This window comes from Bradyrhizobium sp. USDA 336 (genome assembly GCF_044908355.1).
Taxonomy (GTDB): domain Bacteria; phylum Pseudomonadota; class Alphaproteobacteria; order Rhizobiales; family Xanthobacteraceae; genus Bradyrhizobium; species Bradyrhizobium yuanmingense.
In genome coordinates this window covers 1,080,928-1,092,530 of the sequence record NZ_JBIYDC010000002.1, presented here as the reverse complement: position 1 = coordinate 1,092,530, position 11,603 = coordinate 1,080,928, and the positions used below count along the sequence as shown (strand labels likewise).

General features: G+C 65.4%; 11 protein-coding genes and 1 pseudogene. 2 read left to right on the top strand and 10 right to left on the bottom strand.

Annotation, left to right across the window (positions count from 1 at the left end):
• Positions 1 to 86: 86 nt before the first annotated feature.
• The 4 genes from ABIA45_RS06045 to ABIA45_RS06030 all read right to left on the bottom strand — a co-directional run bounded on the left by ABIA45_RS06045 (position 87) and on the right by ABIA45_RS06030 (position 3,932).
• Positions 87 to 812: a DnaJ domain-containing protein gene (locus ABIA45_RS06045; RefSeq protein WP_036015208.1), complete on the bottom strand. Its 726-nt coding sequence runs from the start codon at positions 810 to 812 to the stop codon at positions 87 to 89.
• Positions 813 to 882: 70 nt separating this feature from the next.
• A complete protein-coding gene (locus ABIA45_RS06040) occupies positions 883 to 1,632 on the bottom strand; it encodes a VWA domain-containing protein (protein ID WP_404651377.1) in 750 nt (249 codons plus the stop codon).
• Between the two features lie 172 nt (positions 1,633 to 1,804).
• Complete coding sequence (locus ABIA45_RS06035) at positions 1,805 to 2,665, bottom strand: alpha/beta fold hydrolase (RefSeq protein WP_157286663.1); 861 nt, start codon at positions 2,663 to 2,665, stop codon at positions 1,805 to 1,807.
• A gap of 343 nt (positions 2,666 to 3,008) precedes the next feature.
• Positions 3,009 to 3,932, bottom strand: coding sequence for a division plane positioning ATPase MipZ (locus tag ABIA45_RS06030; protein WP_036015216.1), 924 nt, complete (start codon positions 3,930 to 3,932; stop codon positions 3,009 to 3,011).
• A 283-nt stretch (positions 3,933 to 4,215) separates the two neighbouring features.
• Between ABIA45_RS06030 and panC the strand changes: the two genes are divergently transcribed.
• A complete protein-coding gene (panC, locus tag ABIA45_RS06025; RefSeq protein ID WP_404651374.1) occupies positions 4,216 to 5,067 on the top strand; it encodes a pantoate--beta-alanine ligase in 852 nt (283 codons plus the stop codon).
• On the opposite strand, the gene ABIA45_RS06020 is transcribed toward panC, so the two are convergent.
• From ABIA45_RS06020 to ABIA45_RS06005, 4 genes are all read right to left on the bottom strand, one after another.
• The gene (locus ABIA45_RS06020; RefSeq protein ID WP_024341043.1) at positions 5,064 to 5,504 is read right to left on the bottom strand and encodes a DUF1489 family protein; all 441 of its coding nucleotides are present in this window, start codon (positions 5,502 to 5,504) and stop codon (positions 5,064 to 5,066) included. The two genes, panC and ABIA45_RS06020, sit on opposite strands and share 4 nt — an antisense overlap.
• 42 nt (positions 5,505 to 5,546) lie before the next feature.
• Positions 5,547 to 6,548 carry a hypothetical protein gene (locus ABIA45_RS06015; RefSeq protein WP_404540606.1) on the bottom strand — a complete coding sequence of 334 codons (1,002 nt, stop codon included), beginning with the start codon at positions 6,546 to 6,548 and terminating at the stop codon, positions 5,547 to 5,549.
• Positions 6,549 to 6,704: 156 nt separating this feature from the next.
• A complete protein-coding gene (locus ABIA45_RS06010; protein ID WP_085969273.1) occupies positions 6,705 to 6,908 on the bottom strand; it encodes a hypothetical protein in 204 nt (67 codons plus the stop codon).
• Between the two features lie 275 nt (positions 6,909 to 7,183).
• Positions 7,184 to 7,846, bottom strand: a complete 663-nt coding sequence (locus ABIA45_RS06005) for a glutathione S-transferase family protein (protein ID WP_157286667.1) — start codon at positions 7,844 to 7,846, stop codon at positions 7,184 to 7,186.
• A gap of 135 nt (positions 7,847 to 7,981) precedes the next feature.
• Between ABIA45_RS06005 and ABIA45_RS06000 the strand changes: the two are divergent.
• Positions 7,982 to 8,699, top strand: a pseudogene (locus tag ABIA45_RS06000) (DUF599 domain-containing protein).
• Between the two features lie 1,094 nt (positions 8,700 to 9,793).
• On the opposite strand, the gene ABIA45_RS05995 reads toward ABIA45_RS06000, so the two are convergent.
• Together ABIA45_RS05995 and ABIA45_RS05990 are read right to left on the bottom strand one after the other, a co-directional pair.
• Positions 9,794 to 10,654, bottom strand: a complete 861-nt coding sequence (locus tag ABIA45_RS05995; protein WP_404651371.1) for a hypothetical protein — start codon at positions 10,652 to 10,654, stop codon at positions 9,794 to 9,796.
• A 49-nt stretch (positions 10,655 to 10,703) separates the two neighbouring features.
• Positions 10,704 to 11,522, bottom strand: a complete 819-nt coding sequence (locus tag ABIA45_RS05990) for an aldo/keto reductase (RefSeq protein WP_157286670.1) — start codon at positions 11,520 to 11,522, stop codon at positions 10,704 to 10,706.
• Positions 11,523 to 11,603: the final 81 nt, after the last annotated feature.

Below are 11,603 nucleotides of genomic sequence, written 5' to 3'. Positions count from 1 at the left end.
ATCGACCACGCCGACAAGGGCGGGCGACGGCAGACAGAGCAAACGGAGCTCACGCGGTACGGGCGTTTGTAGCGTTGGTGCCGGAGTTAGCCGTTATGCGTGCGAAGCAGAGTATCCTTGGCCTCGTTTACCCGGGCAGCGAGATACGTCGAGCCCCCCTGGTCGGGATGGAGTTTCTTCATCAGGGACTTGTGGGCCCGGCTGATGTCGTCGCGCCCCGCTCCCGGCTGCAAGCCAAGGATCTGATAGGCTTCCTCCGCCGTCATTTTGCTGCTCGCCGCCGTGCGGCGCTGCCGCCCTGCCGTATCGCCCTGCGCGTTCTGACGCCAAGCGGGAAACCGGCGGTCCAGATAGCTTTCAAGTAAGGCCACGCTCTCTGCGTCGAACGTCGAGACCATCGCGAGCAAGCCGGCGAGATCGAATTCGTCGAGATTGCGCCCGGCATGAGGCCCCGCAACGATCTGGCCGGAAAGCTGGCCGGAATCGTGGTCGAGCCGCATGTCCAGGAATTGCGAGCGCACCCGCGAGGCCTGCCCGGACGGGCGCGTCGCACCGCCGCCGAACAGCCCGCCGACATTGCCGAAGCCGGCATTTGCGAGTGGTGTCCAGCCGAGCAGGCCCGCGCCGAAAATTCCGAGCGGGATCGCAACCGCCAGCTCGCCGCGCAAGCCGGTGAAGGCCGCAACCACCAGCGCCAGCACGCCGCCGCCGAACTTGAGGGTGCGCGCCAGCACCGCTGGATTGGCGGAGCGGAACATCTGGAGCAGCAGGTACAGCGTGATAACGGCGACAGCGCCGGCGATCAGGGTCATGGCCGGAATATAGTCGTGCTGTTGTCAAAAAGCATGGCGTCCAGCGCCGCAAGCCGCACCGGCCGGGCCGCTATTTCATCTGGCTGATCAGCTTCGCCGCGCCACTCACGCTTCCGGCCAGCTTCAACAGCGCCTCACGTCCACCCGCGGCATAGGCCGCAGCTGCCCGCAACAGCTCGCGCAGCTGCGCCGCCGCACCGGGATCGAACCGGCACCAGGCACCGCCAGTCAGCCGCGCGATCTCGCGGAACGCCTGTTCGGCGACCGCGTCATGGCCTTCCTGAAAGACGAATACGGGCACCTTGAGCATGCCGAGCTCGCCGGCCTTGGCGCAGAGCTCGTCGATGTCTTCCTCCATGGCATCGCCGACGAAGACCACGGCCCGCACGCCGGATGCGACTGCCTCGCGCCTGGCCTCGCTCAGGACCTTGCCGATCTGGGTATCGCCGCCGCGGCAATCGATCTTGCTCATCAGCGTCGCCAGCCTGGCGCTGTCTGAAATCCAAGCCGTGGCGCGGCACTCGTTGAGGCCGCGATAATAGACCAGCCGGATGTCGAGACTGCCGAGCGCTGCGGTCTCGCGAAACATGTCAGCCTGGAGCGCGCAGGCCATGTCCCAGGTCGGCTGCCGGCTCATGGTCGCATCCAGCGCGAAGATCAGCCGCCCCCTCGCGCCCGGGGCATGCGGCGAGAGGGTCCGCGCCTTGGCAACGAACGCGGCGATGTCTTCCGAGGTCGAGGTTTGCGCTTGCGGCAACACGCCGTCTGCTCGCGCAGAGACGGCATCGCGGCCGCGCGGTTTGATGGGTTCGACCGACATCGCTGCTACACCTTGCGTCAGCAGCTAATGTGGTCAGCACATGCGGCCCGGTCAATGCGCAAAGCCTCCGCAGGCGGGTACCGGCGGAGGCTTTGAGGATTGGTGCAGTCGAGCGGCGACGTCAGCTCGGCAAGCTCTTGGAAGTCAGCTCTTGGAGGTCAGCGCTTGGAAGTCAGCTCTTGGCAGGAGCCATCAAGGCAACCGGGCCCGGCTCGAGGATCTTGGGCGGGGCGGACTGCGTGTCGACCGGCGCGATCTCGCTGTCGGTCGCGCTGAGGAACTTGTCGAGCATGCTCTGGATCGAGCTTTTCGCCACATCCGGACCGGTATCACGCATGTCGTTGTGCTGGAACTCGGTCTTCACGACCTGAATGCCCGCCTTCTCGCATTCCTCGTCGGTCGGAATCACGCCGGCATCGGCCTTGAACTGCGGATCCTGGGAACGGAACGACAGGATCTTAAACTTGCCGGCGGTGACGAAGGGCACGCGCAGATTGTCGAGGGTAACGACCTTCTTGACCTCATCCGGATATTGCTTGGCGAAGTACATGGTGATGTCGCCGCCCATGGAATGGCCGACCATCGTCACCTTGTCGTAGTCGGCGTTGGGCTGAACCTTCTTCATCTCCTGCACGGCGAGATGGATGTTGGCGACACCGCGCAGGATCTGCGGCAGCCGGCCGACATAGAGCTCGCCGGGCTTGGTGACCATCGGAGGATCAGTCGGCAGATCGTGCTGCGGGCTCATGACCATGTAGCCGCGCGCAGCGAAGATGTTGGCGAGGAAGCCATACTCGGTGTTCTTGACGGTGTTGCCGTGATTGATCACTGCGACGGGCAGCTTGATCATGCCGGCATTGGCCTGCATTTCCTTGTCGCGGCGCACCGCGATGGACACGGGCACCGGACGGTTGTCGCGCGAGGCATCGTAGAACGTGATGGTCTCGTGCCTGATCGCCCACTTGCTCGCCGTGAAATAGGCGATGCCGCAGAGGGCACTGACCGAAACCAGAACGGCAATTCCACGCTTCATTTTCGTCCTCAGCCTCAGGCCTAAGCGGCCTGAATCCCTGTTGAAAATCGTGTTCTCCGGGGCTCTTCGTCCCCTTGTCGCCTATTCCCTAATATATGTCACAGCAGCGTGACAGGAAGGCTAAATGTTGTGAACCGGCAGCCCTTTCATTGTGCGTTGCACTCGTTCGGTGAGCACCCCATTCTCATACCGCTACGTGAGGGTGCAGGTCCCTATTCGACGCAACCGGTCTTGATCGGGTTCGACTCGCGGTAAACGCAGGGTGAAAACGCACGCGGCGCAGTCCCGGTTCCCGCGCCAGCCGAAGGCCCGGATCGGCCGGGAGTAGCCTTATACCGCGAGGTCAGGCGCCAAGGATATCGTGGACCTCGAGCGGCTTGTCGACCTGGCTGAACCACTCGGCCCGGTTGGCCGCGCGGCGGCGGCCGCGCTCGTCGAGCGGGAGCTTGAGCTGGCGGAGCAGGCTCGTCACCTCCTCCCGCGCGGTGAGATGGCCGAGATTGGGCCGCATGCCCAGCGTGGCCTCGTCGATATCGTCCAGGGCGGTCAGACCCCGCGGGAAGAATTCGCGGTACACGACGCGCTCGGCGAAGCCATCGACGTAGCGGAAGCCGAGCCGCAGCGACAGATCCTTCAGGCCCTCGGCGACGAGCTGCTTGTTGCGCGAGCCGAGCATCGACAGGCGGTTGCGCACGACGATCCAGTCGGTGGTCGCGCCGTCGAGCTGGCGTCGCTTGCGCCTGACATCACGCACCATCTCGGCGTAGTGGCTCTCGCCCGTCACTGCGTAAGTCGCGGGATCGACGGTGCCGAGCACGTCGAAATCGAGGAAGCTGTCGTTGATCGGCGTGACCAGGGTGTCGGCCATCGAATGCGCGAGCCGCATCAGATAGCTGTCGGTGCCGGGCGTATCGATAACGATGAAGTCGAAGCTGCTCTCGACCGCGGAGACGGCTTCCATGAACTGCTGGAACTCGGAATTCTCGTTCTCGGCAATCTGCATGGTCTCGCCGAGCTTGATGCAGCGATGCACCGGAAGCTCGAGGTCGAGCTTGGTACGTTGCGCCCAGGCGGACCGGTTGCCGATGTAGCGCGTGAAGCTCTGCTGGCGGCAGTCGAGGTCGATGGTGGCAACGCGCTGGCCGGCCTTCAGAAGCGCAACGGCGATGTGCAAGGCCGTGGTCGATTTGCCGGAGCCGCCCTTCTCGTTGCCCAGCACGACCACGTGCGCCGAGCCGGATTGGCCTTGGCTAGCCTGCACAAGCATGGCGATCCTCAACACCCCTTGCGAATATCTTCGAGTTGACCGCGTCACCGGTCAAGTGAAATGCGTGACAGGAAATGCAAATTGCAATGCGCCGTTCTTCACGATGTATCGCGGCGCCGTCTTTCGTCTGTGAACCAGTCCACAACGTCGCGACGTTCTACGCCGCCTTGCGCGGGATGCTGTGCCGCATCCGGATGCATGGCGTCCACGATCTCCGCTTGTTAAGGTTAGCCGGCCGGGGGCGACGCCCGCACCTGCGCCCCTTCCCAATCGTCGAGTCCCGATGTCAGCAAGCCCATTGATCGCCCGCACGGTCCCTGCCCTGCGACGCGCCGTCGACAATCTCCGCAAGCGAAAGGCCACGATCGCGCTGGTCCCGACCATGGGGGCGCTCCATGACGGGCATGTGTCGCTGGTTCGCCTCGCCAAGCGGCGCGCCAGCCGCGTCGTGGTGTCGATCTTCGTCAACCCGACCCAGTTCGCTCCGACCGAGGATTTCGGCGCCTATCCGCGCACCTGGAAGGCAGACATCGCCAAGCTCGCGGCCGAGGACGTCGATATCGTCTGGCACCCGGGCGTCGCGGCCATGTATCCGGAGGGATTTGCCACCCGCATCGTGCCGGAGGGGCCGGCGCTCGCCGGCCTCGAGGACCGCTTCCGCCCGCACTTCTTCGGCGGTGTCGCCACCGTCGTCGGCAAGCTGTTCACGCAAGTCCGGCCGGATGTCGCGATCTTCGGCGAAAAGGATTTCCAGCAATTGCGCGTGGTGACGCAGATGGCGCGCGACCTCGACCTCGACGTCAAGGTGATCGGCTCCCGCACCGTGCGCGAGCGCGACGGACTCGCGATGTCCTCGCGCAACGTCTACCTCTCGCCCGAGGAGCGCCAGACCGCCATTGTCCTCTACCGCGCCATGAGAGAGAGCGCCGGGCGCATCCGTGCCGGCGATTCGATCGCGCCGGCGATGGCCGGCGGTGCGGAGATGATCAAGGCGGCCGGCTTGGTGATCGACTATTACGAGGTCCGCCATGCCGAGACGCTGGCACCGGTCACCTCGCGCAAGGACGGCCCCTTGCGGATCCTGGTCGCGGCCAAGCTCGGCACCACCCGGCTGATCGACAATATGGCTGTTTAGAGCAGTCCGAGCTCACGCAGCTCGCGCCGCATCGGCTCCGGCATCGCCGCAATCGAGCCAGCCGCTGACTTGCCGAGATCGGCCGGCACGGAATCGTCGGTCAGATAGCGCCAGCCCTGGAACGGGCGCATCGGCCGCGGCGAGACCGAGATCACTTTCGGCTGCATCACGATCCGGCAGCGCCCGATGCCGTCCTTGTCGCGGAACGGCTCGATGCCGATGATCTTTTCGCGCGCGGCAATCTCGCCCTTGATCACCCAGTAGAGCGAGCCGCCGGCGAGGATCTCGGCGTCGCGCTTGGGCACCATGCGGGTGATGTGGATGTGATGTTGCGGCAGACCCTTCTTCTTGGCGGTCTGCATCCGTTCGGCCACCCACTCCTTCAATTCCTTGACGGAGTCGCAGCCGACGGCGAGCTTGATCAGATGGAGTGGCATGCCCAAGCATTAGCCGGGCAACCCAGCATTTGGAATGCCGATCTACTCGTTATCCGCAGGCGCGGGAGCGGCGGTCGAGGCCGGCGGCGGCGCGAGCGGAACCGGCGCCGCAGGCGCACGCGCAGCCTTTTGGGGCGGCGGCTTCTTCGCAGCCGGCGGGCTCGATGCCGGAGGCGCTGCGGCCTGTGCGGAGGCCGCGGCCGGCGCACGCGGTGCTGCCGCCGCATTTGCGGCCGGCGCGGCCTGGCGAGTCGCCGCCGTGGGCTCCGGATTCATGATGCTCACCGGCGGCGTCGAGGACGCGCTCGGGAACTCGGCATTGGTCGGCCTGCCCGTCGGCATTGACGGCGGCAGTCCGGCGAGCGCGGCGTTGGCGGGCATCGCCGCTGAGGCTGCTGCGGGCGCGTTCCAGGTCGGCGCATAGCGCGCGACCAGGGTCTCGTAGAGATGGGAGTCCATGTTGGCGGCAACCTGCTGCTGGTCGGTCAGCGAGCGGAACGCAGCGCAATCGAACTGCGTGCAGCCGTCGCGCGCCACCAGCACATGTGCAACGAGACCGTAACGATCCCGCTCGAGCGACTTGCGCAGCACCTTCATGTCGAGGGTCAGGCTCTTCTCCGCCGTGGCGACATCGCCGAGCGCGGTCAGGCGGTCGATCCTGGCGGCGGTGTAGGAGACCGCCGCGGCCGCAGCGTCAGGCGCGCCGAACAGCGCCTTCTCGCAGCCGGCGCCAACGGCATCGCCGGCGAGATCGTCGAGACAGGACAGCGCAGGCAGGCTCGCGCTCACCACAGCTTGCGCGCGCGCCTCGGCAGGAGCGGACGGCGCGTCCGGTCCATAGAGACGCACCGTGGCTGCGCCGGCGATCGCGATGGATAGCAGGGTAATGACGGTCAGCGCGCCATTAGCGACCGATCTGTCGGCGCGCAACAGCGTGATCAGCAGAATCAATCCGAAGAATCCGGCAGCCGCCAGGGTCATCCAAATCGGGAAGGCCGGCGAGAGCCAGATTTGGTCGAGCGAAGTGGCCCATGCCCAGTTCATGCGCGACGTCCCCTCACGCGAGCAAAGAGCGGATGGTCAAGCGAGCACCGCGAGTCGGCAACTGCCCCGCCCACCCTTGTGAAGGTGAAGCGGGCCTTTTGACGGCGGCAGAGTACAATTCCCGGGAGGCGCCTATGCACTGACGGCGTCGGGCCTTCAGGAGAGCGCGAGCTGGCTTTCCTTGGCGACGCGCTCGAAGGCTTCGGTCGAGCTTTTGATCCGATACTGGCAGTCGTCGCCTTCGGTCGGGAGCAGACGGATGACCTCATACGCGCCGCTCGCAGCCGGACGCGCGACATTGCTGGCCGTGAACAGGACGCGCGTTCCCACGGGGAATTTGTGCTTCAACACCCTCTCCATTACTCAAACAGCGCCCGCCTCGCCCAGTGTCCCACTGCGAGGGCCGGCCGGAAACCCGGGCGGGTGTATAGCACGCGTCCGATGCTTTTGGCCAGCGCCATGCCGGCATGGCCCGCGCACAATTTTTCCAGTTATTTCAGGATGATAACGGGGCAGCCGGTGGGGCGATGATACCGGCGGAGCTGCTTATTCCGCCGACATGTCGCAGGCCTGTCGCACCCTCCTCCCGATCGGCTGGCGTCCCCGCCTCCGGCCGGCGCCGGTCGGACTGCCGCTCAGGCGTCCTCGAACTTGGCTATGACGAGCGTTTCGGCCAGTGCATCCCGGGTCCATTCCTGGAACGCCGGCAGCGCCATCATGGTCTCCATGTAGGCCCTGGTGTCCGGCGCCACCTCGATCGCGTAGGTGCGAAAGCGGTGCACGACGGGGGCATACATGGCGTCCGCCGCACCGAAACGGCCGAACAGGAACGGTCCCTGTGCGCCATAGCGGGTGCGGCACTCGCGCCAGATCTCCTCGATGCGCGCGATGTTCGCTTTGGCATCCGCCGACAGCGCCACGGCGCGGATCGGCCGATGCAGGTTCATGCCGCATTCGTTGCGCAGCGCCACAAAGCCGGAATGCATTTCGGCGCATACCGACCTGGCATGCGCGCGCGCGGCGACGTCGTCAGGCCAGAGCTTCGCTTCCGGATAGCGCTCGGCGACGTACTCGATGATGGCAAGCGAATCCCACACGGTGACGTCGCCGTCGACCAGCACGGGCACCTTGCCGGCGCGGCTGAAGGACAGGATCTGCGCCTTGTCGGCGGGATCGTCGGTGTAGAGCGGGATCAACGTCTCCACGAACGGGATGTCGTTGGCGCGGAGCGCGAGCCAGGGCCGCATCGACCATGACGAATAGTTCTTGTTGCCGATCGCGAGTTTCAGCGCAGCCATGTCACTGGTCCTTCGTTGAGTCCTGCAGTTGCAGCCGCTTTTAGCGCCATCGCCTGCCGCCAATCAATCGTTGCTGCGTCCTCTCCTGCGTGGCAATCGTTGCGATCCTTGCCAAGAGACAGACATGAGACAGACATGAGCAGGCATTGGGTCGACATTACCGCCGTCGGCTTCTTTCATCATCGAATGGCTGGCCTATGCCTTGACGCTAGAGCACTCGGCCTATGGCCGCGACAGCCTGTCGGCGCGCATGAACCGTTATCGCGAGGTCTGGGTACGCCGGCTGCTCGAGCGCGAGACGCGGATGGTCGACATGCAGATCATGGCCTCGCTGCAGAGCGGCACCGCCTTCTTCGCCTCCACCAGCCTGTTCGCGCTCGGCGGCGCGCTGGCGCTGCTGCACGCCACCAACGACGCGATCACGATTTTGAGCAAACTGCCGATCGACCTCAGCACCTCGCCCGCTTTGTGGGAGCTGAAATGCGTCGGCCTCGTGCTGATCTGCGTCTACGCCTTCTTCAAATTCGCCTGGGCCTATCGCCTGTTCAACTATGTCGCCATCCTGTTCGGCGGTATGCCGCCGGCCTCGCAGCGCGACACCCCCGAGGCCGAAGCCCACGTCATCCGCACCTCGCGCCTGTTCGAATCCGCCGGCCGCCACTTCAACCGCGGCCAGCGCGCCTTCTTCTTTGCGCTCGGCTATCTCGGCTGGTTCGTCAGCCCCTGGGTGCTGTTCGTGACCACGGCAGCGGTCGTGGTCGTGACCTGGCGCCGGCAGTTCGCGTCCAGTGCCTGGGCCGCGATGGCACCGGAGGCGGTGAATGGTGATGAGGGTATGAAGCGCGGTCATTGATCTCTCGTGTCCCGGACAAGCTGCAACGCGCGGAGCGTTGCGGCGCAGAGCCGGGACCCCGGGGCGACATGGTACGGCGCAGATGGATGGGCCCCGGCTCGGCAGCGCATCGTCGAAGGGACGCTGCGCTGCGTCCGGGGCACGAGAGAGTGTAGCGCTCGCACTCTCCTCCTCGTCGTTGCGAGGAGCCCTTGCGACGAAGCAATCCAGAATCCCGCCGCGGAAAGATTCTGGATTGCTTCGCTGCGCTCGCAATGACGGAGTGTGAGGCGACGCTGCGTTCTCCAAGTAGCACTTGTCATCCCCGCGGAGGCGGGCGATGACAGCGAGGGGCTACAGACGTGCGTACTCGGCCTCGCGGCGCATTTTGCCCGAGCTTTGCTTGGTCACTCCACCCTCTTGTCAGGAGGGCGCAGGGAAGGCCGGGTGCCGGCAGCACCCGCGGTCCGCTGCGCGAAAAGCACACGCAGGAAGAACCGCACAGCAGCATACAGGTGAAGCCCAACACACGGCCTTCCCTGCGCGATGGTCGGACGGCTTATGCCGCGCTCTCCCGGGAGCCGAGTTCCCTCTGGCCTCCCTCGCTCTCGCAAAAGTCGCCGGCACCGCGCCGGTTGACGCGAGGGCCGCATTCGCCAGAGCTTGACCGTAGCAACGACGGCCAGGACCACACGGTTTTACCGTACGCGCGGTTCGTTGGCGCCGCAGGGTTCGAAGGCGTTGTGCACGTTGCCATCGAAATGCCGGCGCGACGAACCTGACAGCGCCGCTCGTCCGTACGAAGCCTCGGGCTCACGGAGAGCAATCCGCCCTGCCCTCAACTCTCGTACACGACGCTGCCGCGTCCACCGCAAGCCCGGCTCGCGACAATGACGACCTCATGATCGCCCCTCGAGATTGAGCCGGGATGGGCGACACATACGTCATTTCCGAATTTCGGTAAAGCGGAATATTTTCGCGTGAATGGATTGACAGAGGACCGAAACAGGCACGATGTCGTTGCCCGGATCGAGCGCGAGCGTAATTCGGGACGGTGCGAGACGCCGGGCGAGCGGCCCCGGATTACGCTTCGCTCCATCCAGGCTACGGCAGCGCTATCCGCCGAAATCCTTCGGGCTGAACGGCAGATCCAGCACCTTCCATTCCCCGTACAGATTGGCCGGCAACATCTTGTAGGGTTGGCAGTTCTGCAGCGCGCTCGTTGCGGACTTGACGATGGCCACGCCCTTGGCGGACGGCGGCGCCTCGATCAGGATGGGCTCGCGCGCCAGCGTGCCGTCGGTGGCGAACACGGTGCGCAGCTTGACATGGACGTTGTCGGTCGGTGCGACGCCGGGCGGCAGCTTGGCGCAGCCGCGCAAGTGACGGCGAAGCTCCGCGATGACCTCGGGCGGAAGCTTCGCAGCGATTGAATCGTTGGCATCCCCGCCGTCGTCCTTGGCGCCTTTCGGCTCGACCGGCAATTCGGGCGGCAGGCCCAGCATGACCCCGTACTTGATGGTGACGTCCGGTTGCGGCGTCTGGTAGGCCGGCGGCGACGCGGCCTGCGGCATGGGCTGTGGCTGGGCTTGCGCGTTGGCCTCACGCTGCTTCGAGGCCTGCGAAGGTTGCGGCTGCTTCTGCTGCGGCTCGGGCGAGGCCTGCTGTGATGGCGATGGTGCTGCCGCCTGCGGCCTTGCCGCGGGCTTCGATGCCCCCGCCTGGTCGATGATATCCGGCTTCGGCAGCTTCAGATCGGGCAGCGGCTCCGGCGGCATCGCCTCTTCCTTCTTCTCCTCGGCCTTGGTTTCCTCCTGCTTCACCTGCTCCGGCGTGACGATGTCGACCGCGACGGTTTCGGGCGGCTGGCTATGAAACGGACGGACCTCGCTGATCACGATGATCAGCGCCACCAGCGTCAGATGGGCGATTGCCGAGGCGGCAATGTCCGTCCGTATGATCTTCCCCAGTTCCATCGACCGATCTTGGGTTGCCGCCGCGGTCCTAGCATACCCCGGGTCCCTCTCAATCCCATTTCGGGGCGAAGCCAAAGTCGGTCAGGCGTCCCTTCGGATTGGCGAGCGCGGCGATCCGGTCCATCTCGTCTTCCGACAGCTCGAAATCGAAGATCTCGATGTTCTCCGACAGGCGCTCGATGCGCGAGGTGCGCGGGATCGCACCGACATTCTGCTGCACCAGCCAGCGCAGGCAGACCTGCGCCGGTGTCTTGCGGTGGACGCGACCGATCTCGGCCAGCGTCTGGTCGGACTTGATGCGGCCCTTGGCGATCGGGCTGTAGGCGACGAGGGCAAGGCCATGCTGGTCGCAGGCTGCCCTCACCTTCGCCTGATCGAGATAGGGGTGATACTCGACCTGATTGCAGACCAGCGGCTCCGCCGACAGCGCGACCGCCTGCTCGATCAGTGCCACGGTGAAATTGGAGACGCCGATGTGGCGGGTCAGGCCCATCCTCTTCGCATGCGACAGCGCGCCCAGCGTCTCCGCGAGCGGCACATGAGGATTGGGCCAGTGCAGCAACAACAGATCGACCGAGGGAAGCCGCAGACGAGCGAGGCTCTCCTTCACCGAGCGTTCGAGATCATGGGGTGCGAAATGGTTGGTCCAAACCTTGGTGGTGAGGAATACGTCGTCGCGGCGCACGCCGGAGCCGCGCAAGCCGTCGCCGACCTCGCGCTCATTGTCGTAGACCTGCGCGGTGTCGATATGGCGATAGCCGAGCCGTAGCGCCTGCTCGACCACGCGCGCGGCCGGCCTTCCGCTCAGCTCCCAGGTCCCGAGACCGATCGCCGGAATCCTTGCGCCATTGGCCTCGACGAACAGCATGAGGAATCCTCTTCCGTTGCGACAGCCCCGGACGTCATTATGGACCCGGTCGATGATGCTGCCAACGGAAGCCGCGGCAGC

Coding starts and splice junctions, on each gene's coding strand:
- panC (WP_404651374.1), top strand. CDS start 4,216: ATGTCAGCAAGCCCATTGATCGCCCGCACGGTCCCTGCCCTGCGACGC.
- ABIA45_RS06045 (WP_036015208.1), bottom strand. CDS start 812: ATGACCCTGATCGCCGGCGCTGTCGCCGTTATCACGCTGTACCTGCTG.
- ABIA45_RS05995 (WP_404651371.1), bottom strand. CDS start 10,654: ATGGAACTGGGGAAGATCATACGGACGGACATTGCCGCCTCGGCAATC.
- ABIA45_RS06015 (WP_404540606.1), bottom strand. CDS start 6,548: ATGAACTGGGCATGGGCCACTTCGCTCGACCAAATCTGGCTCTCGCCG.
- ABIA45_RS06005 (WP_157286667.1), bottom strand. CDS start 7,846: ATGGCTGCGCTGAAACTCGCGATCGGCAACAAGAACTATTCGTCATGG.
- ABIA45_RS06010 (WP_085969273.1), bottom strand. CDS start 6,908: ATGGAGAGGGTGTTGAAGCACAAATTCCCCGTGGGAACGCGCGTCCTG.
- ABIA45_RS06030 (WP_036015216.1), bottom strand. CDS start 3,932: ATGCTTGTGCAGGCTAGCCAAGGCCAATCCGGCTCGGCGCACGTGGTC.
- ABIA45_RS06020 (WP_024341043.1), bottom strand. CDS start 5,504: ATGCCACTCCATCTGATCAAGCTCGCCGTCGGCTGCGACTCCGTCAAG.
- ABIA45_RS06040 (WP_404651377.1), bottom strand. CDS start 1,632: ATGTCGGTCGAACCCATCAAACCGCGCGGCCGCGATGCCGTCTCTGCG.
- ABIA45_RS05990 (WP_157286670.1), bottom strand. CDS start 11,522: ATGCTGTTCGTCGAGGCCAATGGCGCAAGGATTCCGGCGATCGGTCTC.
- ABIA45_RS06035 (WP_157286663.1), bottom strand. CDS start 2,665: ATGAAGCGTGGAATTGCCGTTCTGGTTTCGGTCAGTGCCCTCTGCGGC.